19 protein-coding genes, 1 pseudogene and 1 riboswitch are annotated in these 23318 nt (G+C 73.7%); of the genes and pseudogenes, 9 read left to right on the top strand and 11 right to left on the bottom strand.

Features of this window, described 5'->3' with window-relative positions:
* Nucleotides 1–263 precede the first annotated feature (263 nt).
* The 3 genes from ACIQCH_RS33800 to ACIQCH_RS33790 form a co-directional block, all read right to left on the bottom strand.
* Entirely contained in the window at nucleotides 264–944 is a 681-nt protein-coding gene (locus tag ACIQCH_RS33800) for a DedA family protein (protein ID WP_402587367.1), read from the bottom strand.
* A complete protein-coding gene (locus ACIQCH_RS33795) occupies nucleotides 944–1708 on the bottom strand; it encodes an MBL fold metallo-hydrolase (protein ID WP_402587344.1) in 765 nt (254 codons plus the stop codon). The genes ACIQCH_RS33800 and ACIQCH_RS33795 overlap by 1 nt, the downstream gene beginning before the upstream one ends.
* A gap of 151 nt (nucleotides 1709–1859) precedes the next feature.
* Complete coding sequence (locus ACIQCH_RS33790) at nucleotides 1860–3491, bottom strand: glycosyltransferase (protein WP_402587342.1); 1632 nt, start codon at nucleotides 3489–3491, stop codon at nucleotides 1860–1862.
* A 162-nt stretch (nucleotides 3492–3653) separates the two neighbouring features.
* Here ACIQCH_RS33790 and ACIQCH_RS33785 point away from each other — a divergent pair, with 162 nt between their 5' ends.
* The 5 genes from ACIQCH_RS33785 to ACIQCH_RS33765 all read left to right on the top strand — a co-directional run bounded on the left by ACIQCH_RS33785 (nucleotide 3654) and on the right by ACIQCH_RS33765 (nucleotide 10961).
* Entirely contained in the window at nucleotides 3654–4058 is a 405-nt protein-coding gene (locus ACIQCH_RS33785; protein ID WP_402587340.1) for a hypothetical protein, read from the top strand.
* Nucleotides 4059–4150: 92 nt separating this feature from the next.
* Nucleotides 4151–6343 carry a phage holin family protein gene (locus tag ACIQCH_RS33780; RefSeq protein ID WP_402587338.1) on the top strand — a complete coding sequence of 731 codons (2193 nt, stop codon included), beginning with the start codon at nucleotides 4151–4153 and terminating at the stop codon, nucleotides 6341–6343.
* 76 nt (nucleotides 6344–6419) lie between these two features.
* Nucleotides 6420–7922 carry an amino acid permease gene (locus tag ACIQCH_RS33775; protein ID WP_402587336.1) on the top strand — a complete coding sequence of 501 codons (1503 nt, stop codon included), beginning with the start codon at nucleotides 6420–6422 and terminating at the stop codon, nucleotides 7920–7922.
* 95 nt (nucleotides 7923–8017) lie between these two features.
* Nucleotides 8018–9079, top strand: a complete 1062-nt coding sequence (locus ACIQCH_RS33770) for an ATP-binding protein (protein ID WP_402587334.1) — start codon at nucleotides 8018–8020, stop codon at nucleotides 9077–9079.
* A gap of 73 nt (nucleotides 9080–9152) precedes the next feature.
* The gene (locus ACIQCH_RS33765) at nucleotides 9153–10961 is read left to right on the top strand and encodes a hypothetical protein (RefSeq protein ID WP_402587333.1); all 1809 of its coding nucleotides are present in this window, start codon (nucleotides 9153–9155) and stop codon (nucleotides 10959–10961) included.
* Between the two features lie 140 nt (nucleotides 10962–11101).
* On the opposite strand, the gene ACIQCH_RS33760 is transcribed toward ACIQCH_RS33765, so the two are convergent.
* Both ACIQCH_RS33760 and ACIQCH_RS33755 read right to left on the bottom strand, forming a co-directional pair.
* The gene (locus ACIQCH_RS33760) at nucleotides 11102–12730 is read right to left on the bottom strand and encodes an RNA polymerase sigma factor (protein ID WP_402587331.1); all 1629 of its coding nucleotides are present in this window, start codon (nucleotides 12728–12730) and stop codon (nucleotides 11102–11104) included.
* A 434-nt stretch (nucleotides 12731–13164) separates the two neighbouring features.
* Nucleotides 13165–13923: a class I SAM-dependent methyltransferase gene (locus ACIQCH_RS33755; RefSeq protein WP_402587329.1), complete on the bottom strand. Its 759-nt coding sequence runs from the start codon at nucleotides 13921–13923 to the stop codon at nucleotides 13165–13167.
* Nucleotides 13924–13985: 62 nt separating this feature from the next.
* A riboswitch (ZMP/ZTP riboswitch) is annotated at nucleotides 13986–14095 on the top strand.
* 55 nt (nucleotides 14096–14150) lie between these two features.
* Here ACIQCH_RS33755 and ACIQCH_RS33750 point away from each other — a divergent pair.
* Complete coding sequence (locus ACIQCH_RS33750) at nucleotides 14151–15017, top strand: bifunctional 5,10-methylenetetrahydrofolate dehydrogenase/5,10-methenyltetrahydrofolate cyclohydrolase (RefSeq protein WP_030203291.1); 867 nt, start codon at nucleotides 14151–14153, stop codon at nucleotides 15015–15017.
* An 84-nt stretch (nucleotides 15018–15101) separates the two neighbouring features.
* Here ACIQCH_RS33750 and ACIQCH_RS33745 read toward each other — a convergent pair whose 3' ends face one another.
* Nucleotides 15102–15470, bottom strand: a complete 369-nt coding sequence (locus tag ACIQCH_RS33745) for a hypothetical protein (protein WP_402587327.1) — start codon at nucleotides 15468–15470, stop codon at nucleotides 15102–15104.
* 288 nt (nucleotides 15471–15758) lie between these two features.
* Nucleotides 15759–16413: pseudogene (locus ACIQCH_RS33740) on the bottom strand (class I SAM-dependent methyltransferase).
* An 88-nt stretch (nucleotides 16414–16501) separates the two neighbouring features.
* Between ACIQCH_RS33740 and ACIQCH_RS33735 the strand changes: the two are divergent.
* Nucleotides 16502–17146 carry a DUF6461 domain-containing protein gene (locus ACIQCH_RS33735; protein WP_402587325.1) on the top strand — a complete coding sequence of 215 codons (645 nt, stop codon included), beginning with the start codon at nucleotides 16502–16504 and terminating at the stop codon, nucleotides 17144–17146.
* A 28-nt stretch (nucleotides 17147–17174) separates the two neighbouring features.
* Here ACIQCH_RS33735 and ACIQCH_RS33730 read toward each other — a convergent pair whose 3' ends face one another.
* Nucleotides 17175–17711 (bottom strand): hypothetical protein, encoded by a 537-nt coding sequence (locus tag ACIQCH_RS33730; protein WP_402587323.1) that lies wholly within the window; start codon nucleotides 17709–17711, stop codon nucleotides 17175–17177.
* Nucleotides 17712–18171: 460 nt separating this feature from the next.
* On the opposite strand from ACIQCH_RS33730, the gene ACIQCH_RS33725 reads away from it, so the two are divergent.
* Entirely contained in the window at nucleotides 18172–18588 is a 417-nt protein-coding gene (locus ACIQCH_RS33725) for a hypothetical protein (RefSeq protein WP_402587321.1), read from the top strand.
* Here ACIQCH_RS33725 and ACIQCH_RS33720 read toward each other — a convergent pair.
* On the bottom strand, nucleotides 18574–19467 hold the full coding sequence (locus tag ACIQCH_RS33720; RefSeq protein WP_402587320.1) for a helix-turn-helix domain-containing protein: 894 nt from the start codon (nucleotides 19465–19467) through the stop codon (nucleotides 18574–18576). The genes ACIQCH_RS33725 and ACIQCH_RS33720 overlap by 15 nt on opposite strands.
* A gap of 24 nt (nucleotides 19468–19491) precedes the next feature.
* On the bottom strand, nucleotides 19492–21321 hold the full coding sequence (locus tag ACIQCH_RS33715) for an FAD-dependent oxidoreductase (RefSeq protein ID WP_402587318.1): 1830 nt from the start codon (nucleotides 21319–21321) through the stop codon (nucleotides 19492–19494).
* 218 nt (nucleotides 21322–21539) lie between these two features.
* Between ACIQCH_RS33715 and ACIQCH_RS33710 the strand changes: the two genes are divergently transcribed.
* Entirely contained in the window at nucleotides 21540–21845 is a 306-nt protein-coding gene (locus ACIQCH_RS33710) for a 4a-hydroxytetrahydrobiopterin dehydratase (RefSeq protein ID WP_402587316.1), read from the top strand.
* 322 nt (nucleotides 21846–22167) lie between these two features.
* On the opposite strand, the gene ACIQCH_RS33705 is transcribed toward ACIQCH_RS33710, so the two are convergent.
* Nucleotides 22168–22965: an aldo/keto reductase gene (locus tag ACIQCH_RS33705; RefSeq protein WP_402587365.1), complete on the bottom strand. Its 798-nt coding sequence runs from the start codon at nucleotides 22963–22965 to the stop codon at nucleotides 22168–22170.
* Nucleotides 22966–23318: the final 353 nt, after the last annotated feature.

The raw sequence follows: 23318 nt of genomic DNA, 5'->3' as shown, positions 1-23318 counted from the left end.
TCCTCCTTCCCGCAGCCTCCGCCGACGGGAGGCGTCCGGCAGCCGCAGGAGTGTGCGGACGCCGCCACTGGCGATCGTCCGCGCAGCCCTCGCGGGCGGCAATCGGAGCGGGGCCGTACGGAGGACAGCCCCTGGTGCCGCTCCTGCGCACGGTGGGGACGGCCTCGGTGTGTCTTCGGACGGGGCGGGGGCGGAGGACGGCTGGGAGGAGAGAGATCTCCACCCGCTCTCGCAACAGATTGAGAAGCTGCGCGCCGGCCCCCTCAGGACGGCCGACGGCGTAGCCGCCGCCAAGCCGTGGGACCCGCGCTCAGCAGCACCGTGAGCCCCACCGCCAGCGCCACGCCCTTCCACGGCTCGGCGAAGAGGGAGCCGCCCAGGATGCCGATGAGCTGGTACGTCGCCGCCCAGGCCAGGCAGGCCAGGGCGTCGGCGCGGGCGAACGTGCGCAGCGGCATCCCGGCCAGCAGACAGGCCGCCATCACCGGGATCCGGCCCGCCGGGACCAGCCGGGACAGCACCAGCACCGCCACCCCGTGCTCGGTCAGCTGCCGTTGCGCCGCCGCCAGCCGCTCCGGGGCCACCCGCTCGCGCAGCGCCGACAGCCGGCGCGCACCGCGCCGCGAGCGCACCCCGCGCTGCCCCAGCCAGTACAGCGCGACGTCGCCCACGAAGGCCCCGAACGCGGCCACCGCGAACACCAGCAGCAGCCCCACCGGCAGGGTCCGGTGGTGGAAGGCCACCACCGCCGCCGAACTCACCAGAGCCCCCGTTGGAATCACCGGCACCAGCGCCCCCAGCGCCACCAGCACGAACAGCGCCGGATAGCCCACCACCTGCTGGGTCGACTCGTCCGGTACCGTCCCGGCCGCCGCACCCAGCACCACCAGCCCGCCGGGCACCGGGCCGCCCACGAGCAGCGCGCCGGCCCCCGCGGGCGCCATCACGCCACCACGCTCTCGCCGTGCGCGAGCACCGCCACCGCCACCTCCGGGGCCAGTTCGGCGGCGTGGCGCACGAACTCCTCACCCGGCGCGTGGAACTCGTGCGGCCGCACCGCGTCCAGGCCGATCGGCCAGTACGTGCCGTAGTGCACCGGTACCGCCCGGCGCGGCGCGGCCAGCGACGCCAGCGCCCGGGCCGCCCGCCGCGCGTCCAGGTGCCCCGGCCCCAGGAACGGGCCCCAGCCGCCGACCGGCAGCAGCGCCACGTCCACCGGGCCGACCTCCGCGGCCATCGAGGCGAACAGGCCGGTGTCCCCGGCGAAGTACGTGCGGTCCTCGCCCTCCACCACGTAGCCGAGCGCCGGCGCCAGCCGCGGCCCGTACGGCAGCCGACGCCCGTCGTGCAGGGCGCTGACCGCCCGGATCCGCAGCCCCGCGACCCGCACAGCGTCCCCGGGCCCGACCTCGGCCAGGGCGAGGTGCCCCAGCCGCGCCAGCCCCGGCACCGCGCGGGGCGCGCCCCGCGGCACGAGGACCGGCGTACCGGGGGCCAGCCGCGCCAGTGACGGCAGGTGGAGGTGGTCGGCGTGCAGGTGCGAGACGACGGCCACGTCGGCCGCCGCCGCCTCCGGGGGCGGCAGCGACCCGCGCCGGCGCCGCAGGTGCGCGAGGCGGCCGGCGAACAGCGGGTCGGTGAGCACGCGTACGCCGGACTCCTCGACCGTACAGGTGGCATGACCCCACCACGTGATCCGCACCGGCACGCGCACCCCTCCTCGACCGCGACGGCCCGCCCCCTACGAGGGTAGGCCCGCGCCGGTCGGGACCGCCCTCACCCGACGGGGCGGCAGGTGCCGTCCTTCGCACGCCCCCACTCGGCCGCCGACGGGTGGAGGTGCCGTCGTTCGCGCGCCCTCACTCGCCCGGCGGCGCGAACCGCCGCACCACCTCGAAGCTCAGGTTGTCGAACTTGGCCGTGAAGAACGGCGAGACCGCCAGCTCCGTCCCCGCCGCCTCGTCCCGCGCGAGCACCCGCGAGCGGCGCGCGGTCTTGTCCAGCTCCGGACCGTGCGTCCGGCCCAGCCGCACGGTCCGCTCGACCCCGGTCGCGGCCCGGACGGCCAGGAAGACGTCCCACACCCCCGGCTGGAGCGGTCCGCCGCCGTCCACCCGGCTCAGGTCCACGTCCGCCCGGAAGCCCGCCCGGGTCAGGTCCACCCCGCGCTGGGTGCCCTCCTGCGCCAGCTCCGGGGTGGGCCGCGCGGCCGCCGGCACGGACAGCTCGCGGCCCGTCGCCCGCTCGCGCAGCAGCAGCTCGCCGGCCGTCACGCCGTCGGGGGCCGCCGACTCCAGGTACGCGTGCCCGGTGAGCCGGACCAGGCCGTCCTTCCAGGCCATCGCCTGGAGGTGGTGATGGGCCCGGACGGTGTCCGTGACGTCGTACAGCTCGTCCGGCAGCCCCACCGCCGGATCGCGGAAGTACGGGAACAGCCGGTACAGCCGGCCCCCCTCGGACAGCTGCTCCGGCGGGTTCTTCGCCGGGTCGTACACCGCCAGCTGCTCGAACGCCTCCACGGCCCCGCCCAGGAAGCAGTACATCCGGATCGCGTCGATCTGCGTGAGCTCGCCCGTCATGTCCGGCGTCCAGTACGCCTCGCACAGCGCCCGGCCGCGCCGGTAGACCTCGGCGGCGAACTCCGGGTAGTCGCGGCGCGCCCAGGCCGCCGGCCGCAGCGCCTTGGCCAGCAGGGCCCGGAAGTGGCGGCCCAGCATGCGGCGGCGCCCGACCGGGTCCGTGACCCGCTCGGCGACCATCCGCATCACGCGCTCGATGTGCTCCACCGTCTCGTGGGCGGTGCGCCCCCGGGAGGTGATGTTCTGCCCGTCCTCGCGGCGCCGCAGGTAGTAGCAGTCGTAGTCGCCGACCACGGATATCCGCCCGGCCGCCAGGAAGGCGGCCGTGACGAACAGCTGGTCCTCGCCGAACCACAGGTCCTCGGGGTAGCGGATGCGGTCGCGCTCCAGGATCTGGCGGCGGATGAGCTTGGCGCTGTGCAGGGCCCGGTACACCTCCGAGGTGTACAGGTCGACCTGCTCGGCGTGCCGGTGCGCCTTGTCGGACACGGTCCGGCCCAGCCCGACCAGCTTGCCGAGCACCACGTCGCTGCCCTGCATGTCGGCCATCCGCAGCAGCCGCTCGAGGGTCTCCGGGCCGATGTAGTCGTCGGCGTCGACCACGTACACGTACCGGCCGCGGGCCAGGTCCAGCGCCCGGTTGCGCGGCACGCTCGGACCGCCCGAATTGGGCTGGTGCACCACCCGGAACTGCGGGTGCCGGGCCGCCCAGCGGTCCAGCTCCGCGCCACTGCCGTCGGTGGACCCGTCGTCGACGGCGATCACCTCGATCCGCTCCAGCCCCAGGGACTGGCCCGCCACGGACTCCAGACACTCGGTCAGGTAGGGCATCGCGTTGTAGACCGCGATGATCACGGAGACGTCCGGCACGCGCTCGGTCGGGGCGGGCGGGGGAGAGGTGTACGTGCTCATGGCACGCCAGTATGCGGGGGGCGCGGAGGCCGTCCGCCACCGGGCGTTCCGATGCCGGGTTCCTGGTGGGACGCGGTGCGGGTCCGCGGTGCGGTGCGGTGCGCGTTTCGCCCCGTACCGCCCCCTCCTCGGATGCCCCCGATCAGAGTATGGTTCGGCGCCATGGATGAGGTGCGCGTGGCCGCGATCGCCAGCCTGGCCCCGCTCGAACAGCTCGACGCCGACCCGTTCGTGGTCGACACCCGCGGTCAGCACGCCATGTGCGCCCGCTGGGCCGCCGACCAGGGGTACGTCGTCACCCGCCAGCTCTTCTTCTACGGTCTGCGCCCCGACCACTGCGGGCTCTGGTCCGACGTCGAGGCCGGGCAGGTGGACCTCTTCGTCGCGCCCAACCGGCGCGTGCTGGAGCGGGCGCTGCGGTCGGTCGACGAGTTCACCGCCGAGTGCGCGCGGCGCGGGGTGCGGCTGGAGACCGTCGGGCAGGCCGAGCCCACCTACACCTCGGCGATGAAGGCCGAGGTGCACCGGCGGCTGTCGATGCCCACGGCCGGGTACGACGGGAGCTGAGGGGGCTTCGCTCCGATCCGTCCGGAACTCCCGCTTGTGCCCGCTTCGTGCGACGCTGACGAGGGAGCGGTGGCGACGAGCGGGGGTGCGGGATGCGGCGGAGGCACCGGCGTTGGCGCACCGCGGGCGGGGCCCTGCTGCGGGTGACCGCGGTGTGGGCCGTGTCGACGCTGACCATGCTCGTCCTCGCCGGCCTGCTGCCCGACTTCCGGCTCCAGTCCGACGACGGGGACAGCGTCACCCGCATCGCCCTCACCGCCGCCTGGGGAGCCGGCGCCTTCGGCCTGCTGGGGGCCCTCGTCTGGCCGGTGCTCGTACGGGCCCTGCTGCTGGTGCCCGCGCTCGTCCTCGGCCTGCTGGTCTTCTTCCTCAACGGCTCCCTGCTGCTGCTCGCCCTCGACCTGGTCCCCGACGGGCGCGGCGAGGCCGATCCGCGGACCGCCGTGGTCGTGGCCGCCGTCATGTCCGCGGTCGCCTCCGCCACCTCCACCGCCCTCGCGGTCCGTGACGACGACGCCTACCGCCGCCGCCTCTACCGGCTGGCCGCCCGCCGGCGGCGGCGTTCCCACGGTCCGGCGGGGCCGACGGCGTCCGCGCCGGGCACCGTCTTCCTGCAGCTCGACGGGGTCGGGCACGAGGTGCTGCGCCGGGCGGTCGAGCGCGGGGTGCTGCCCACCCTGGCCCGCTGGCTCGACGCGGGCACCCACCGGGTGACCCCCTGGCGCACCGACTGGTCCAGCCAGACCGGCGCCAGCCAGCTGGGCATCCTGCACGGCTCGACCTTCGACGTGCCCGCCTTCCGCTGGTACGAGAAGGACACCGGCGAGGTCATGGTCTGCAACCGGCCCACCGGCGCGGCCGAGCTGCAGCGCCGCGCCATCGCCCGCACCCGCGACGGGGGGCTGCTCACCGTCCACGGGGCCAGCCGCGGCAACCTGTTCAGCGGCGGGGCCGACCAGCTCGCCCTCGTGCTGTCGGTGGCCGCCCGGCGCGGCCGCGCCAACCGCTCCCGCGCCGGCTACTTCGCCTACTTCTCCGACCCCGCGAACGCGGTCCGCACCGCCCTCTCCCTGGTCGCCGAGGTCGGCCGGGAGATCGGACAGTCCGTGCGCGCCCGGCTGCGCGGGGACCGGCCCAGGGTGTCCCGGGGCGGTGCCTATCCCTTCGTCCGCGCCTTCGCCACCGTGGTCGAGCGCGACGTCGTGGTCGCCGCGGTGATCGGCGACCTGCTCGCGGGGCGCGCCGCCGTCTACGCCGACCTCGTCGCCTACGACGAGGTCGCCCACCACTCGGGCCCGCACGGCCGGGACGCCGAGCAGGTCCTGCGGCGGCTGGACCGGTCCCTCGCCCTGCTCGCGAAGGTCGCCGAACACGCCCCGCGCCCCTACCGGTTCGTGGTGCTCTCCGACCACGGCCAGAGCCCCGGCGAGACCTTCCGCAGCCGGTACGGGCTCACGCTGGAGGACCTGGTCCGGGCCGGCTGCGGGCTGCCCGTACCGCGCCGCGCCCGGCGCTCGCGCAGCGGGGCCGAGGCCCGGGCCGCCGTACGGGCCGCCCTGCACCGGCCCGACGAGGACGGGTACCCGGAGGCGGGCGAAGGGGAGCGGGTGGCGGTCGGCGCCGGTCCGGTCGTGCTGGCCTCGGGCAACCTCGGGCTGATCTCCTTCCCGGACGTGCCCGGGCGCCTGACCCGGCAACGCATCGAGCGCCGCCACCCGGCCCTGCTGCGCACCCTCGCAGACCATCCGGGCATCGGCTTCCTGCTCGTCCGGGACGGTGCGGCCGGGGGCGGGTCCGGGGGCGGGTCCGGGGGCGGGTCCGGTGGCGGGTCCGGTGGCGGGTCCGTGCTGCTCGCGGCCGGCGGGGTCGAGGCCCGGCTGGACGAGCCGGGAGCCGCCGAGGCACTGCTCGCCGCGTTCGGCCCGGGCGCGGCCGAGGCGGTCCGGCGCGCCGACGCCTTCCCGCACGTCGCGGACGTCATGGTCAATTCCGCGTACCGGCCGGACACCGGAGAGGTGCACGCCTTCGAGGAGCAGATCGGCTCGCACGGCGGCCTGGGCGGCGAGCAGGGCCGGCCCTTCCTGATGTGGCCCGTCGAGCTGTCCGCCCCCGGCGAGCCGGCCGGGGCGGAGCGGGTGCACCGGGTGCTGCGCCGCTGGCTGCGCGAGGCGGCCGGGCCGCAGGTCCCCCTGGGGGAGACGATGCCGCAGGATCCCCGGCCGGAGGGCGCCGCGGACGCAACAATTCCGCCCGGTGGGGCCGTCGTGCCGGACGAAACGCGGTGATTTTGCGGCTCCTGCGGCGTACCGGACCATGGTCGGGTTTTCGCAACGGAGCACGACGTAAGGCCTGTACCACCCCATGACGCCCACCCCTGCGCATGAGACGTCCGAGCGGGCCACGAGCCCCCACACCCGGCGATTCGGTCTTCCGGTCGCCACCGCCCTGGTCATGGGCAACATCATCGGTGGCGGGATCTTCCTGCTCCCCGCGAGCGTGGCGCCGTTCGGCACCGTCAGCCTCGTCGCCTTCGGCGTGCTGACCGCCGGCGCCCTCGCCCTCGCCCTGGTCTTCGGCCGGCTGGCCGAGCGGCATCCGCGGACCGGCGGCCCGTACGTGTACGCGCGCGCCGCGTTCGGCGACTTCGCCGGCTTCCTGGCCGCCTGGAGCTACTGGATCACCACCTGGGTCTCGAACGCGGCCCTGGCCGTGGCCGCCGTCGGCTACCTCGACGTGCTCCTCCCGGTCGGCGGCAGCCCGCTGACCATGTGCGCGGCCGCCCTGCTGGTGCAGTGGCTGCCCGCGCTGGCCAACCTGGCCGGCACCCGGTACGTCGGCGCGGTCCAGGTCGTCGCCACCGTGCTGAAGTTCGTGCCCCTGCTGCTGGTCGCGGTCGGCGGGCTGTTCTTCTTCGACCCCGCCCACCTCGGACCGTTCCGCACCGAGGGCCACAGCGCCCTCGGCGCCGTCTCGGCCTCCGCGGCGATCCTGCTCTTCAGCTACCTGGGCGTGGAGTCCGCCGCCGTCAGCGCCGGCGAGGTCCGCGACCCGCGCCGCAACGTCGGCCGCGCCACCGTGCTCGGCACCCTCGGTGCCGCACTGGTCTACCTGCTGGGCACCCTCGCCGTGTTCGGCCTGGTCCCGCACGACGAACTCGTCGCCTCCCAGGCGCCGTTCTCGGCCGCCGTGGACGCCATGTTCGGCGGCACCTGGGGCGGCGCGGCCGTCGCCGTCGCGGCCCTCGTGTCCATGACCGGCGCGCTCAACGGCTGGACGCTGCTGAGCGCCCAGACCCCGTACGCGGCCGCCCACGACGGGCTGTTCCCGCGGGTGTTCACCGTCAAGCGGCGCGGGGTGCCGGTGGCGGGCGTGCTCGTCACCACCGTGCTCGCCTCGTCCCTGACCGTGTACAACTACGCCTTCGGGGCGGGCGGGGTCTTCGAGACGCTGGTGCTGGTCACCACCTTCACCGCCACCGTGCCGTACCTGCTGTCCAGCGCCGCCCAGCTGTACTTCCTCGCCTCCGGGCAGCGCGACCGGGTCCGGCGCGGCCGGCTGGTCCGCGACACCGCCCTGGCCGGCGCGGCCTTCGCCTTCTCGGTGTGGCTGGTGGCGGGTTCCGGGTACGCGGCCGTGTACCAGGGCGTGCTGTTCCTGTTCGCCGGCGTGGCCGTGTACGCCTGGATGGCCGCCCGCCGCGACCGGGCCGCGGGCGCTCGCGTACCGGAGGCCGTACTGGAGGCCGTACCGGAGACCGAGCGGAAGGCCGTGGAGGAGGCCGTGGAGGAGGCCGTGGGGGACGCCGTGGGGGAGGCGGTACGGGAGCCCGCCGGGCCGCCCGTACCCGCGCCCGCCGGGCGGTAATTGGGCTGCGGTCGGGGATCCGGTGTGCCCAGACTGGGGGCGCACCGGATCCGCGACGGACCGGGCGCCCCTGACTCCCCGGAGGAACCCCCGCCTTGCAGGCTGCCGTCACCGTCACCCCCGCCCAGGTCCCCGAACTGCTCCTCGGCCTCGCCACCGTCCGGCCGGTCTTCCTCTGGGGCGCCCCCGGCATCGGAAAGTCCTCGCTGGTCAGGAAGTTCGCCGAGTCGCTGGGACTGGAGTGCGTGAGCCTGCTCGGCACCCAGCTCGCGCCCGAGGACCTGATCGGCGTCCCCCAGATCCGCGACGGCCGCTCGGTGTTCTGCCCGCCCGAGGCGATCGCCCGCGACGAGCCGTACTGCCTCTTCCTGGACGAGCTGAACGCGGCCACCCCGGACGTCCAGAAGGCCTTCTACTCGCTGATCCTCGACCGCCGCATCGGCAGCTACGAGCTGCCCGCCGGCTCGATCGTGATCGGCGCCGGCAACCGCGCCACCGACAACGCCCTGGCCCGCCCCATCGCCTCGGCGCTGGTCAACCGCCTCACCCACGTGCACCTGGCCGCCTCGGCCGCCGACTGGCTGGTGTGGGCGGGGGAGCACGGCATCCACCCCTGGGTGACCGACTACCTCACCGACCGGCCCGACCACCTGTGGTCCGCCCCGCCCAAGACCGAGGAGCCGTTCTCCACGCCCCGCTCCTGGCACATGCTCTCCGACGCCCTGCACTCCTTCGGGCCGGACCTCGACGAGGACACCCTCAAGGTCGTCGTGCACGGCACGCTCACCCCCGCCCACGCGGTCTCCTTCTGCGGGTACGCCAAGATCGTCCGGCATGCCTTCGGCATCGAGGCGATCATCAAGGGCGACGCGTCCTGGCCGGCCCGCATGCAGGACCGCGACCTGCTCTACTACCTCGCCGAGGCCTTCCGCGGCCGGCTGGTCAAGGAGCTGCCCGCGCGCAAGGAGCACGTCTCGCCGGCCGTCCGACAGACCGCGTACCGGGCCAAGTCCCTGCTGGTGCAGCTCGCCGAGATCTCGGTGGAGGTGGCCCAGACGGTGATCGCCGACGACGTCGACGGGCAGCCGGTGCTGCCGGCCTGGTTCCTCGTCGAGGCGGCCCGCGACATGCCCCGCCTGGTCGAGGCCCGCCGGTGAACCGTACGCCGTGCACGCCGCCCGGGGCCGGACCGCTGGGCCGTACGCCGCCCGGCACGGACGGGGACACCCGGTGACCCGTACCGCCCGCAGGCGCGCCGACCGGCCCGACCCCGCGACCGAGGCCTTCGCGGCCGGCCTCGCGCTGATCAAACGGAACCCGGCCTTCGCCGCCGTGGAGGCCGAGTTCTGCCGCAGCGCCTCGTGCACCCTCAGCCCCCGCCACGGCCTGACCCGGGTGGACTCCAACGGCTACGTGCACGTCCACCCCACCCGCCTCGCCGAGCCCGCGGCCTGGGCCTGGTCCCTCGCCCACAGCCTGCTCCACCTCGGCTTCGGCCACCTTCCGGCGAGCCGCGAGGACGACCGTCCCGCCCCGGACCGGTCCGCCCGCGCGGCCCGCTGCGCCGTGGTCAACCGCTTCCTGCTCACCTTCCCCGCCGGGCGCGCCCCGGAGGGCCTGCCCGGGCAGTACCCCGGCGGCGACGAGGAGGAGCTGGCCGCCCGCTGGCGCCGCGACGGCGTCCCGGCCGGGTACGAGGAGTGCGGCACCGCCCCCGGCGAGCCGGACCAGGTCCTGCGCACGTGGCCGTACGGCGACCGCGCCCCCACCGACTGGGAGACGGCGTTCGCACACGCCCTGACCCGCAGCGTCTCGGCCGCCATGGACGAGGCGGGCGGCCGCCGGGACCGGGCCACCGGGCAGCTGGTGCCCCAGCGCCCCTGGGACCGCGCCCTGAACTGGTTCGTCTCCTCGTACCCGCTGCTCGGCGGGCTGGCCGCGGGGCTGACCGTGGTCGCCGACGCCGAGCTGGCACGGGCCCACGACATCTCCGTCGCCGCGGTCAGCGCGGCCGCGGGCGAGATCTACGTCAACCCGCTGCGGACGCTCACCGACCCCGAGTGGCGGTTCGTCCTGGCCCACGAGATGCTGCACGCCGCGCTGCGGCACGGCGAGCGCCGGGGCCCGCGCGACCCGTACCTCTTCAACGTCGCCGCCGACTACGTGGTCAACGGCTGGCTCGTCGAGATGGCCGTGGGCGAGATGCCCGAGGGCCTGCTGTACGACCCGGACCTCAGGGACCTGTCGGTCGAGGAGGTCTACGACCGCGTCGCCACCGACCTGCGCCGCAGACGGAGACTGTCCACCCTGCGCGGCAAGGGCCTGGGCGACATGCTCGGCGAGCCGCTGCCGCACGCGGCCGGCCGCCCGTACGTCGACCTGGACGCCTTCTACCGGCGCGGCCTGGTGCAGGGCCTGGACCTGCACCGGTACCAGGAGCGGGGGCTGCTGCCCGCCGGTCTGGTGGAGGAGATCAGGGCACTGGCCCACCCGCCGGTGCCGTGGGACGCCCGGCTGGCCCGCTGGTTCGACGAGTACGTGCCGCGGCCGGAACCGGTGCGCAGCTTCGCCCGCCCGGCCCGCCGCCAGGCGGCCACCCCGGACATCCCGCGGGCCGGCCGGTACGTCCCGCCCGAGGAGATCGCCCGGTGCACCTTCGGGGTGGTCCTGGACACCTCGGGCTCCATGGACCGGGCCCTGCTCGGCAAGGCGCTCGGGGCCATCGCCTCGTACGCGGCCTCCCGCGACGTGCCGGCGGCCCGGGTGGTCTTCTGCGACGCGGCCGCCCACGACGCCGGCTACCTGCCGCCCGCCGAGATCGCCGGCCGGGTACGGGTGCGCGGGCGCGGCGGTACGGTCCTGCAGCCCGGGATCGACCTGCTGGCCCGGGCCCCCGACTTCCCGGCGGCCGCGCCGGTGCTGGTGATCACCGACGGGTGGTGCGACGTCCTGCGGATCCGGCGCGAGCACGCCTTCCTGATCCCGCAGGGGGCGTCGCTGCCGTTCACGGCGCGGGGACCGGTGTTCCGGCTGCGCTGAGGCGCGCCCGTTCCGGCCGGGGTGCGGCGGCGCGTTCCGGCCGCGGTGGGGCGGGATCGACGGCCGGAGGCCCGGCCCCCTCGAGAGGGGACCGGGCCTCCGGTACGTGCCGCCGGGTCGTCCGGACCGGCGCGGTGCGACTAGTCGAGGTAGTCGCGCAGCACCTGGGAGCGGGACGGGTGGCGCAGCTTCGACATGGTCTTGGACTCGATCTGCCGGATCCGCTCGCGGGTGACCCCGTACACGCGGCCGATCTCGTCCAGCGTCTTCGGCTGGCCGTCGTTCAGGCCGTACCGCATGGACACGACACCGGCCTCGCGCTCGGAGAGCGTGCCGAGGATCGACTGCAGCTGCTCCTGGAGGAAGGTGAAGGAGACCGCGTCGGCCGGCACGACCGCCTCGGAGTCCTCGATGAGGTCACCGAACTCGCTGTCGCCCTCCTCACCCAGGGGGGTGTGCAGGGAGATCGGCTCGCGCCCGTACTTCTGGACCTCGATGACCTTCTCCGGGGTCATGTCGAGCTCCTTGCCCAGCTCCTCCGGGGTGGGCTCGCGGCCCAGGTCCTGGAGCATCTGGCGCTGCACGCGGGCGAGCTTGTTGATGATCTCGACCATGTGCACGGGGATGCGGATGGTGCGCGACTGGTCGGCCATGGCACGGGTGATCGCCTGCCGGATCCACCAGGTCGCGTAGGTGGAGAACTTGAAGCCCTTGGTGTAGTCGAACTTCTCCACGGCGCGGATCAGACCGACGTTGCCCTCCTGGATCAGGTCCAGGAAGAGCATGCCGCGGCCGGTGTAGCGCTTGGCGAGCGAGACCACGAGGCGGAGGTTGGCCTCCAGCAGGTGGTTCTTCGCGCGCTTGCCGTCCTCGACGAGGATCTCGAGCTCGCGCTTGTAGCCGCGCTCGAGCTCGTTCGCCTCGTCCTCGTCCAGGATGAACTCGGAGAAGAGGCCGGCCTCGATGCGCTTGGCCAGCTCGACCTCCTGCTCGGCGTTGAGCAGCGGCACCTTTCCGATCAGCTTCAGGTAGTCCTTGACCGGGTCGGCGGTGGCGCCGGCCACCATGACGGTCTGCGCCGGGGCGTCGTCGTCGTCCTCGTCGGACAGCACGAAGCCGGCGCCGCCCGCCTTCGACTCGTCCTCCTCGGGCTCCTCGGTACCGCCGGTGATCTCCGCGGCCCAGTCCTCGCCCTCGAGGTTGATCTCCTCGCCGGCGGCCGGGTCGGCGTCCTTGGCCGTGGTCTTCTTCGCGGCGGTCTTCTTGGCGGCCACCGTCTTCTTGGCGGCGGCCTTCTTCACGGTGCGCTTCTTCGGCTCGGCGGCCGGGTCGGCGACGGCGGTGCCCTCGGCGGCCGGGGCCTGCGGCTGAGCGGATATCGCCGCCGCGGGGGCGGCAGCGGCTGCCGCGGCGGCGGCCGCGGTGGCCTTGGCGCTGCGCACGCCGATGGGGCGCGGCGCGGCGGTCGGAGTGGTCTTCTTGGCCACGCTGCGGGTCGTGGCGGCCGCGGCCTTGCGCGGCTTCTTGGCGGCGGTCTTGGCGGCGGGCGCGGCGCTGACGTGCAGGGCCACCCCCTCCTCGTCCAGGACCTGGTTCAGGCTGCGCAGGACCCGCTTCCACTGGTCCACCGGGATGCGGCCGGCCTCGAAGGCCATGCGCACGTCGTCACCGTTGATGTGACCCTGCTCGCGGCCGCGCTCGACGAGCGCGACGAGGGCCTCGGATTCGGCGATCTCCGGCGGGAACGTACGGGACGGGCTGAGCGACACAAGGAGCCTCTCGTTGCGAACAGATAAAGGACGGGCGGGACATCATCGCGCGACAGCAGGACGCCGTACCAATCCGGCTTCCACCGGGTCGGTCCAACGGGGCCGCGCGAGGACACCTGTCGGTTCATCGGCGGGTCGAGTCGATTCGTTACGCGCGGAATTGAGTGACCTGCGCCACGCTCCCGGGAGACAACCGTTCCGCCCCCCGCAGCATCCGCCCCCTTACCACCCGATGTGTCCCCTCGCGAGCGTCAACGCACCGGGCCGGAGCGTCATTCCCGGGGGCGGCCTGATTGGCGTGCGCGCGTCAAGTGCGCGCCGTCCCGGGGCGGCCGGCGGGCGTCGGCGGCGGGCGTCCCGGGACGGCGGGGTCTTGATCAGGACCGCCGGGGCCTTGATCACGACCGCGGGCGTCGACGGCGGACCGGCGTCGATCAAGATTTGCGGGCCTCGATCAGGAAGCGGGCGGTGTGCGCGACGAACGGGCCCTCGTTCTCGATCTTGTCGTGCAGCTCCCGCAGCCGGTCCTTGTGCCGGGCGACCGTGAAGCCGGGCGCCATCCAGATCACCTTCCGCAGGAAGTAGATCACCGCCCCGATGTCCCCGAACTCGGTGCGCAGCCGCTCCGCGCGCAGGTCCACCACCTCCAGACCCGCGGCCTCCGCGTCCCGGGCCGCGTCGTCCGGGTGCCGCGCGCGCCGCACCTCCTCCGGCTGCGGGCCGAGGAAGTACTCGACCAGCTCGAAGACGCTCGACGGTCCGACCTGCTGCGAGAAGTACGTGCCGCCCGGGCGCAGCACCCGCGCGATCTCCGACCACCAGATCGTCACCGGATGCCGGCTGCTGACCAGGTCGAACGCCTCGTCCCCGAAGGGCAGCGGCGGCTCGTCCGGGTCCACGACCACCGCGGCGCCGAGCGGGTGCAGCAGCCGCGTCGCCTTCGCGACGTTCGGCGGCCAGGACTCGGTGGCGACCATGAGGGGCGGCAGCGGCCCCGCCCCGGCGAGCACCTCGCCTCCGCCGGTCTGGATGTCGAGGGCGGCGCTCGCCCGGGCCAGCCGCTCGCCGAGCATCCGCTGGTACCCCCAGGACGGCCGCTGCTCGCTGGCGCGGCCGTCGAGCCAGGAGAAGTCCCAGCCCTCGACGGAGACGGATTCGGCTTCGGCGACCAATTTGTCGAAAGTGGGCGTCATGCCGTGATCATCCCAGCGGCCGGGGCCGGGCTGCCACCCGATTACGGGTTCGACTACAGTGGTCGGCGGGCCGTGACTGGCGTTCGGGTGGATCACCACCGGGGAGCGGCCCGCGTACCGGGAGCCGTACGGGCCCCCTCGTACGTCGCAGCCGCGCGCCTGGGCGACACCGCGAACCGTTTACCGCGTACCGCTAGCCGCGACCGCAGCGACGTTCAGGAGACCCCGTGACGACTGCCCAGACTGCCCGCCTCATGGACGGCACCGCCGTCGCCCGCCGCATCGCCGAGCGGACCGCCGAACACGCCCGGAAGATCACCGAGGCCACCGGTACCGCGCCCTGCCTGGCCACCGTCCTCGTCGGTGACGACCCGGCCTCCGTCACGTACGTGAAGATGAAGCGGAACCGCTGCGCCAAGGCCGGCATCACCTCCCGCCACGTACCGCTGCCGGCCGAGACCACCACCGAGGAGCTGGTCGCGGCCATCACCGCCCTCTCCGAGGACCCCGAGGTGCACGGCATCCTGCTCCAGCACCCCGTCCCGGCGCACATCGACGAGCGCGCCGCCTTCGAGGCCATCGCCCCGTCGAAGGACGTCGACGGCGTGACCATGCACTCCTTCGCCGCCATGAGCTTCGGCGAGCCCGGCTTCGTCTCCTGCACCCCCGGCGGCATCATGCGCCTGCTGGAGGAGTACGACGTGGACCTGCGCGGCAAGCACGCGGTCGTCGTCGGCCGCAGCGCCATCCTGGGCAAGCCGGCCGGCATGCTGCTGCTGGCCAAGGACGCCACCGTCACCTACTGCCACTCCCGCACCGCCGACCTGCCGTCGATCGTCCGCCAGGCGGACGTCCTGGTCGCGGCCGTCGGCAAGGCCGAACTCATCCGGGGCGAGGACATCAAGCCGGGCGCGGTCGTCCTGGACGCCGGTTACAACGAGGGCAACGTCGGCGACGTCCACTTCGACTCCGCGGCCGCCGTCGCCTCCCTGATCACCCCGGTCCCGGGCGGCGTCGGCCCGATGACCATCGCCGTCCTCCTGGAGCAGACCGTCCAGGCCGCCGCCACCCAGCTCGGCATCGACCTCGCCTGACCCTCCGCCTCCGCGAGGAGCACCGCGGCGAAGACCACCACGACGCCCCGGGCAGCCCGCCCGGGGCGTCGCGCGTCGCCCCGGTCAGCCGTGGAAGGAGACTTCGAGTTCGAATCTTCCTCCGAGGCCCTCGATGCGGCTCCGGAATTTGGGCCTGGTCATGTTCTCGTCGAAGAGCGTGACCTTCCAGACGTCCTCCTCCGAGGGCGGTGGAAACTCGACGAGGTGCTTGTAGTTCAGGAACCCGTCGGGATTTCCGTGGTCGTCGAATCTCCTGGTCCCCAACTCGACGAACAACGTGGTGATCGGCAACGTCACGTTGATGTCGACGAAGTCTCCTTGGCCGATCGCCCCCTCCCAGACCTCCTCGTCGTCCACGCGGAGGATGATCGATCGCTGGCCAGAGCCTTCCATGACCACCGCGAACACGCTCTCGAACTTGATCTTCGTCATCACGCGCTCCAGGTTCCGCCCGACGTCGCCCCTCCGTTCACGTTCCCTCCGGAATTCCCTCCCGGCAACTCGCGGTCCGCCGGGAACGAAGGGCCCGCTTGCCTCCCGAAAAGGTTGAACACGGCAGCGCCCGCACGAAAGTTGAAGAGGCAGTTTTTGAGCCTTCCGACTCCGGATCACGGCGCCGCTCTCCGCGGACGGTGCGGGCGTGACTTCCCTGCACACGAAGGCAGTTCAGCACGCCTCGGCGGCTCACGCATCCATGAGGCGTCTCCGAACCGGCCGTTCTCACCGGTTGTGCCAGACGAGCGTGTAGCGCCAGAATAGCCGCCGGCGCAGTCGCACGCCGGGCAGGAGCTCGGGCCTGGCGGGCGAGATCGTCGAACGTCATGTCCGCCTCGCGCGTGGGTGCCGTCATCGACAGAGGCCGTGGAGACCGCCTGCCCCCGTTCTTCAGCCAGCCCAGGGCCGGGTTGAGCGGGATCGACAGCAGGCCGAGGACGTGGTCCGTTCGGCTCTCGGCACGCGACAGTCCCACGACCACCAGACTTCCTCCCGGGGCCAGGAGGCTTCGGAAGCCGGTCAGCGCCTCGGTGAACGGCAGGTGGTGGATCGTCGCCACGCAGGTGATGACGTCGAAGGGGCCCGCGGGCGCGTCCGTCATGGCGTCGGCGACGCTGAAGGCCACCGGGGCGTCCGGGGGCGTCACATGGCGGGCCCGGGCAACGATCCTCGGATCGGAGTCCACCCCGAGCACGTCCTCGGCGCGGCGTCCCAGCAGCCTCGCGAGATCCCCGGCCCCCGAGCCGACGTCCAGGGCGCGGTCGAACCGCTCGGGCAGTTGCCGCAGGATCCAGCCGTGGAAGCGTGCGTTGTGGTCCCAGGGGTAGGCGGCATTGAGCCGTTCCAGACCTCGCAGGACGCGTGGGGACAAGATCTTCATGCCGTCAGTCCACCAGACTTCCGGTCATAGCGGTCGGGTCGCACGGCCCCGCCCCGCGTTGTCAGTGGGCCAGGCGAAGATGGCCGCCATGACAGACGGAACAACCTGGCTTGCTGCCCCCCGGTCCATCACCTTCGGCGGCTACCACGTGGTACTGGCCCGCGGTCTCACTCCGGAAGAACTCGCCGATCGCCTCGCCGAGAACGTAGACGGAGTGCGACACGTCGCCGTGGCCGCCGGGGAGCACACCGGCAGCTCGCTCGAAGAGCTCCTGGACGACACCTTCGGAGACCTCTACGCCGGCATCGGCCTGCGCCTCGGCCGCGCGGGAGACTGGGCCTACGCGGTCGCGTACGGAGGCTGGCAAGGCGAGTTCGGCTCTCTGGAGCCGGTCTCACGTGGTGGTGTGCATGCCTGCCTACTGGAATACGAGGAGGAGAACGGCAAGCCGGTGCCCCCGCAGTTCGAGTACGCCCACGACGGCCGTCTCATGAGCGCGTGCAACCTGCACCTGGATGCTTCGTGGGGCTACACCGGGGTCACGGGAGACGCTGCGACGGCCCTCCGCCTCCAGGACCTGTTCACCGCCGCCGGCCTGCCCGACCCCGACCTGGACCGCAGGGAGGTCCACCACACCGCGCTGGGCGTCGTCGAGCAGTTCCTCGGCCTCTCCCTACCGAAGGCCCCGATCGTGGCCGGCACCCTGCCGGCGGTCATGCTGGAGCCGGCGTAGTCACCACGGAGGCCTGGCGGTCCGGGTGTCAGTGCCAGTTCTGGAAGTTGCCGGAGTTCTCCGGGTGCGTGTACAGGTCCCGGCCGTTGGTGTCCAGGAAGAAGCCCGCGTAGGCGCCGGCGCCGCGGTGCCTGAGCCTCCAGACGCCGTCGGCCATCTTCAACTCCTGCCACTGCTGCCACCAGTTTCCGGGCTGGCAGGTCTCCAGGTAGACGAGGGAGTTGTAGGAGGTCAGGCACAGGTTGTCGGTGTTGCCGTACTTGTCGACGCGGGTGGGGTGGAAGGTCCACCACGTGGAGTCAACCGGCACCTCCCACCAGTTGGAGACGTCCGAGTTGCTCTTGTGGCAGTCCCCGACCTGGGCCTTGGGGCTCCTCGTGTACATGTCGTCGCTCCAGTTGAGGCAGACATGCGTCTCGTTGTTCTCCCAGGTGACGACTCCACCCGGGGGGTTCCAGGCCGCGGCGGAGGTGGAGTTCGTCAGCACGAGGATCGGCACGGTCGCCGCAACCGCGGCGAGCTGGGCGACCTTCGACGCGGTCCGGGTCTTGGTGATCTTCAGCATGGAGTGGATCCTGTCAGGCAAGTGTGCGACGCAGAAGTGCCGTTGTGCACAGCCAGCCGACCGCCGGGTTTCGGAACGCTGAACCACGATGACGGGGCGGGGCGGTCGGCATCCGGCCGTCGTCGTCGATCCGGCCGATCCGCGACGAGACCGAGCAGCGCATCCGCGGCCCGCTCGCCGAACCCGAGCCCCCGGCGTGAAGGCCACCGACACCGACAGGCGCTCTTGCTCCCGCGGGAACTCGGCCTCCAGCTCCGCTCCTCCCGCATACCCCGCGCTTCCGCCTCCATCCAGCGGGAGCGCTGGGCAGGCGGGTAGAGCGGGCCCATTACCTCGGGGGTAATCGCGGTGGGAGAAGGGCGGCGGCAGAGTGGGGGCATCGGGTTCCGGGGGCGCGCACTCGCCTCCGGGGCCCGGTCCACGCATCCCGCACCCACCACCTCGAAGGGGCTGATTCGTCATGTCCGCGACCCTCATCAGCAGCATCGCCCGGACCGCCGAGCCGAGCGGCATGCTCCGGCGCTTCCTCGGGCTCGACGCGGTGGTCACGGGGGCCAACGGGCTCGCGTACGTCGCCTTCTCCGGGCCGCTCGGGCGGCTGCTGGGCGTCGGGGAGGGCCTGGTGCTGGAGCTCGGTCTCTTCCTGACCGTCTACGCCCTCGGGGTGGGCGCGCTCGCGGCGCGCCGCGAGCCCCCCGCCCTCGGCGTCCGCTTCGTCGTCGAGGCGAACCTCGCCTGGGCCGCGCTCAGCGTCGTCGCCCTCGTGGTGTGGCTCACGCCCACCGCCGCCGGCGCGGTGTGGATCCCCCTCCAGGCCGTCACCGTCCTCGGCTTCGCCGTGCTCCAGCAGCTGGCGCTGCGCTCACGGACCCAGTGAGCGCAGGAACTTCACCGTCGCCGGGTCGGCCGGGAGCATCGTCTCGATGGCCAGCTCGGCGACGGTCACGTCCATCGGCGTGTTGAAGGTCGAGATGGACGAGACGAAGGACAGGATCTGGCCGCCCAGTTCGATGCGCAGCGGCAGGGCGAAGTACGGGACCGGCTCCGGGTCCTCGCCCGGGTCCTCGGGGTGCCGGTCGGGCAGCGGGTACGCGGACACCTCCGCGTACAGCGCGCGCAGCGGCTCCGACCGGGCCAGCGCGATCTGCCGCTCCATCTGCGCCAGCAGGTGGCCGCGCCACTCCCGCAGGTTGAGGATCCGCGGGGCCAGCCCCTCGGGGTGCAGGGTGATCCGCATCGCGTTGAGGGGCCCGGCGAGCAGGTGCTCGGGCAGCCCCTCCAGCATCATCGCGATCCCGCGGTTGGCCGCGATCACGTTGTACGTCGCGTCCACGACCAGCGCCGGGTACGGCTCGTACCCGGTCAGCAGGCGTTCGAGCCCTTCCCGCAGCGCGCCCATCGAGGGGTCCGCGAGCGGGGTCTCGGTGTACTGCGGGGCGTAACCGGCGGCCAGGAGCAGGGCGTTGCGCTCCCGTACCGGCACCTCGAGGTGCTCGGCGAGCCGCAGGACCATCTCCTCGCTGGGGCGGGAGCGGCCCGTCTCGATGAAGCTGATGTGGCGGGCCGAGGAGTCGGCGCGCAGGGCCAGGTCCAGCTGGCTGACCCGGCGCCGCTGCCGCCAGGCGCGCAGCAGCGGTCCCACGCCGGCCCCCGGGTCCGGGAGGCTCCCCGCCGAAGCCGGGCGGCCGCCCCCGCCCGGCGCCGCCCCAACTCCCCTGTCCGGTACCGGCGTCCCGGCCGAAGTCGCAGTCGTCATGGCCGTGACCCTAGTCGACGTGCGTCAGCCCAGGTCGAACGCGTTCCGCAGGCCGAGACGGTGGCGCAGCCGGTCGTGCCGCCGGAACGGCTCCAGCTCCGGCGGCCGGTACATCGGCGTCACCGTGCACCGCTCCGACGTCGAACCCGCCCGGTCCAGAAGGGCGTTGACGGCGGCCCGGGCGGCGGCGTTGGCGCCCTCCATCGTGGCCAGGTCGATGTCCACGGCCACGTAGTCCCCGCACAGGTAGAGGTTGGGGACGGCGGTCGCGGCGGTGGGCCGGTTGTACAGGGTGCCCACGGGGTGGACGAGCAGTTCGTCCTCGTTGGCCGGATGCGGCGTGCCGGTCCCGGTGACGCCCGGGTCCAGGAACCACGAGTGCAGGTCGCCGTCGCGCAGCCGGACCGCCCCCGAGTCGTTGAGCGAGGCCTTCAGCTGGGCCCACACCTCGCGCGCGATCTCCTCGCGGGTGCACTCCTTCGCCGTCTTCCCGTACAGGATCCCGGGGTTGTCCCACTCGGACACGTCGACGGACAGGCAGTCCACCGCCGTGCCGTCGCCGTAGACGTCCGCGAAACCGCGGCCGGGCCGCCTCCGCTGCCAGTGCTCCGCCTGCTGAATGGCCGTCAACGACCAGGGGGAGTCGATGCAGTTGAGATGGCCGTGGACCAGCGGGGCGCTGCGCGTGAGGTAGAACTGGATGCCGGTCATCCAGTCGGTGCGCAGCAGGTCGCAGCGCGCCAGCATCGGGTCGGCCGCCCGCAGGGCGGGGCCCCAGGTGCGGCGGGCGTGTTCGACGGGCAGGGCGCTCACGTAGTGGTCGGCCGTGATCCGCACGGGCGTGCCGTCGGGGTCCTCGACCACGGCGTGGCCGATCCTCCCGTCGACACACGCCAGGTCGCGTACGGTCCAGCCGATGCGGAACTCCACCCCGAGGGACCGCAGATGGGCGGTCCACGGGTCGATCCAGGCCTCGTTCGTCGGGCCGTCGAGGATCCGGTCCGGCGGGCCGTCGGCGCCCCGGCCCAGGGCGTTGAACACGAACGCCTCGCCGAGGGTGCCCACGGTGCGGGTGGAGGCCTCCTCCGCCTTCGTGGCGACGATGTTGCGGGTGATGCCGACCGCGAGGATGCGCCGGTACTCGGAGGACATCCGCTCGGCCCGTACGAACTCCCACCAGGGCGTGCGCTCCCACTCGTCCCTGCGCCGCTCGTCGCAGCTGGTCAGGAACACCGTGACCCGGTTGACGAAGTACGCCACCTCGTGGGCCGGCAGCCGGACGAAGGTCTGCAGCATGCCGGTCAGTGCACACCCGACCTCCTCCGGGGTGAGCGGGGCGGGCTCGGCCGACCAGGGGATGGGCGCGCGCAGGTCCTCGCGGCCCCCGGCCCGGGCGAACATCATCTCCGGGGGAGTGACGAGGTTGTCCCACACGCCGTTCGGGTTCCCGGCGAACGGGATGCGGCGCATCGTGTCCGGCAGGTTGTGGTAGATGCCGGGGACGAAGCGGAACCCGTGCTCGGCCGGCAGCGGCCGACGGCCGCCCCGGGCGCTGCCGGGGACGTCCATGCTGCGGGCCTTGCCGCCCAGCGCGCGGCGCTCGTAGACGGTGACGGCGAAGCCCCGTTCGGCCAGCTCGTGGGCGGCCGTCAGGCCGGCGACCCCGCCGCCGAGCACGGCGACCCGGGCGGGGGCCGCGCCGGTCCCGGAGTGCGGGACGGCCGGGGCGGGCGCCCCGTGCGGGCCGGGTGCGCCGGTCGCCGCGCGGGCGGTCGCGGAGCCGGCCGCGGTCGCCGCGGTCGCTGCGGCCGTCGCGGCCGTCGCGCCCGTCAGGAAGGTACGTCGTGAACTCATCCAGACCCCCGAGCTACCGCCGGTAACAGGTTGCGTCCGGCGGAGGAGCATAGGGACGGCCCACGCCATACGGAAGAGCGGCGCCCGGTCCGACACGGACCCGGCCGCACTATGGCGGGAACGTGTCAGCGCGCGGTGTGCTGTGAAAGATTGGGGCAGAACGGGAACTGGACGTCACATGTCATGCCGGGAACGGCTGTTGGCGGAGGAGAGGGACCATGGCACTGGAGCCGCTGTCGCAGAAGGACATCGAGGACCGGCTGCGCGAGCTGCCGGGCTGGGCCGTGGAGGACGACCGGCTCGCCCGCACCTTCCGGGCCCCGTCGCACTTCGCCGCCGCCGCGCTGGTCGTGGGCATCGCGGCGGTGCAGGACGAGCTGGACCACCACTCCGACCTCACCCTCGGCTACAACACCGTCCACCTCGCCGTGAACACCCACGCGGCCGGTGACGCACTGACGGACCGCGACTTCGCCCTCGCCGAACGCGTCCACGCCCTCGCGCCGGTCCACGGCGCGAGCTGAGGGGGCGCACCCCGACCACCCGGCCGCTCCTGGACCAGGACGCCGAGGCCCTGGCCGTCCGGATCCTCGCCCTGCCGGCCCCGGACCGGCCGCGCGCCGACCCGCGGTACCGGATGGTGGCGTACCGGCGGGTCCGACGTTCGGGGTGCTGGTGCTGGTGCTGGTGCTGGTGCTGGTGCGGGGGCTGGTGTGGTGCGGGGCTGCGGCGCGGGCCTCAGGTGGCCTTGCGTCGGGTCCGTACGAAGCCTCGTAGGCGGCGGGAGGCCGCGCGGGCCGTCGACCGGAGGCGGTGCGGGAGGGGACGTGGGCCGTCCGCCCTCCTTCAGGCGTCGAACTCCGCCGGGTCGGGACCGATCCGGCGGCCCGACTCCAGCGCGTCCAGCGCCGCCGTGTCCGTCGCGTCGAGCTCGAAGCCGAAGACGTCGAGGTTCTCGCGGATGCGCGAGGGCGTGACGGACTTCGGGATCGCGATGTTGCCGGTCTGCAGGTGCCAGCGCAGCACCACCTGTGCCGCGCTGCGGCCGTGCTTCTCGGCGGCCGCGAGCACCGCCGGGCGGGTCAGCAGGTCTTTGCCCTGGCCCAGCGGGGACCAGGCCATCGTGGCGATGCCCAGGTCCGCGTGCAGGGCACGCAGCTCCGCCTGCGCGAACAGCGGGTGCAGCTCGACCTGGTTCACCGCCGGGACCAGCGCGCTCTCGGCGCGCAGCCGCTCCAGCTGCGCCGGCAGGAAGTTGGACACGCCGACGGCCCGCGCCCGCCCGCTCGCGGCGATCTCCTCGAACGCCTTCCAGATGGCCAGGTAGTCGTCCCGCATCGGGCGCGGCCAGTGGATCAGGTACAGGTCCACGTAGTCGAGGCCGAGCTTGGCGAGCGAGGCGTCGAACTCGCGCAGCACGTTGTCGCGGCCCCAGCGCTCGCCCGGGCCGTTCCACAGCTTGGTGGTGACGAACACGTCCTCGCGCGGCAGGCCCGACGCGGCGATGCCCTTGCCGGTGCCGGCCTCGTTGCCGTAGACGGCGGCGGTGTCGATGCTGCGGTAGCCGGCCTCCAGGGCGGTCCCGACGGCCTGCGCCGCCTCGGCGTCCGGCACCTGCCAGACGCCGTAGCCGAGCTGGGGCATGTGGATGCCGTTGTTGAGCCGGATGGTGGGGACCTGGTGCGGAGCCTGGTTCACGACGGGTCGTTCCCTCGGGTCGGGGGCGGGTACGCCCAGCGGTAACCGGCCAGATCGGGGGGCTATTCCCGCCACGGCGCGGGTACGCCCGAACGGCGGTGCGTGGGTGCTTCCCATGGGGGCGCCGCCCGGGTGGGTGCCGCCCGGGTGGGCTCGCTTCGCGGGCCTGACCGGTGTCGGGGTGGGCTCGCTTCGTGGGGCCGTCCCGTGGTGTGTGGGTCCCCTCGGCGCTTGACAGGGGTGGCCTGCAGGCCCTGCGGCAGGCCCACCCCGAGGGCTTCGGGGCTTCGCCCGGGCCT

This window comes from Streptomyces sp. NPDC093225, assembly GCF_044753805.1.
GTDB lineage: Bacteria > Actinomycetota > Actinomycetes > Streptomycetales > Streptomycetaceae > Streptomyces.
Note: the sequence above shows the minus strand (reverse complement) of the source record. Positions and strands in the feature narration are given on the sequence as shown.

Coding starts and splice junctions, on each gene's coding strand:
- ACIQCH_RS33710 (WP_402587316.1), top strand. CDS start 21,540: ATGGCACTGGAGCCGCTGTCGCAGAAGGACATCGAGGACCGGCTGCGC.
- ACIQCH_RS33715 (WP_402587318.1), bottom strand. CDS start 21,321: ATGAGTTCACGACGTACCTTCCTGACGGGCGCGACGGCCGCGACGGCC.
- ACIQCH_RS33745 (WP_402587327.1), bottom strand. CDS start 15,470: ATGACGAAGATCAAGTTCGAGAGCGTGTTCGCGGTGGTCATGGAAGGC.
- ACIQCH_RS33735 (WP_402587325.1), top strand. CDS start 16,502: ATGACAGACGGAACAACCTGGCTTGCTGCCCCCCGGTCCATCACCTTC.
- ACIQCH_RS33725 (WP_402587321.1), top strand. CDS start 18,172: ATGTCCGCGACCCTCATCAGCAGCATCGCCCGGACCGCCGAGCCGAGC.
- ACIQCH_RS33705 (WP_402587365.1), bottom strand. CDS start 22,965: ATGCCCCAGCTCGGCTACGGCGTCTGGCAGGTGCCGGACGCCGAGGCG.
- ACIQCH_RS33730 (WP_402587323.1), bottom strand. CDS start 17,711: ATGCTGAAGATCACCAAGACCCGGACCGCGTCGAAGGTCGCCCAGCTC.
- ACIQCH_RS33775 (WP_402587336.1), top strand. CDS start 6,420: ATGACGCCCACCCCTGCGCATGAGACGTCCGAGCGGGCCACGAGCCCC.
- ACIQCH_RS33785 (WP_402587340.1), top strand. CDS start 3,654: ATGGATGAGGTGCGCGTGGCCGCGATCGCCAGCCTGGCCCCGCTCGAA.
- ACIQCH_RS33755 (WP_402587329.1), bottom strand. CDS start 13,923: ATGACGCCCACTTTCGACAAATTGGTCGCCGAAGCCGAATCCGTCTCC.
- ACIQCH_RS33720 (WP_402587320.1), bottom strand. CDS start 19,467: ATGACGACTGCGACTTCGGCCGGGACGCCGGTACCGGACAGGGGAGTT.
- ACIQCH_RS33780 (WP_402587338.1), top strand. CDS start 4,151: ATGCGGCGGAGGCACCGGCGTTGGCGCACCGCGGGCGGGGCCCTGCTG.
- ACIQCH_RS33790 (WP_402587342.1), bottom strand. CDS start 3,491: ATGAGCACGTACACCTCTCCCCCGCCCGCCCCGACCGAGCGCGTGCCG.
- ACIQCH_RS33800 (WP_402587367.1), bottom strand. CDS start 944: ATGGCGCCCGCGGGGGCCGGCGCGCTGCTCGTGGGCGGCCCGGTGCCC.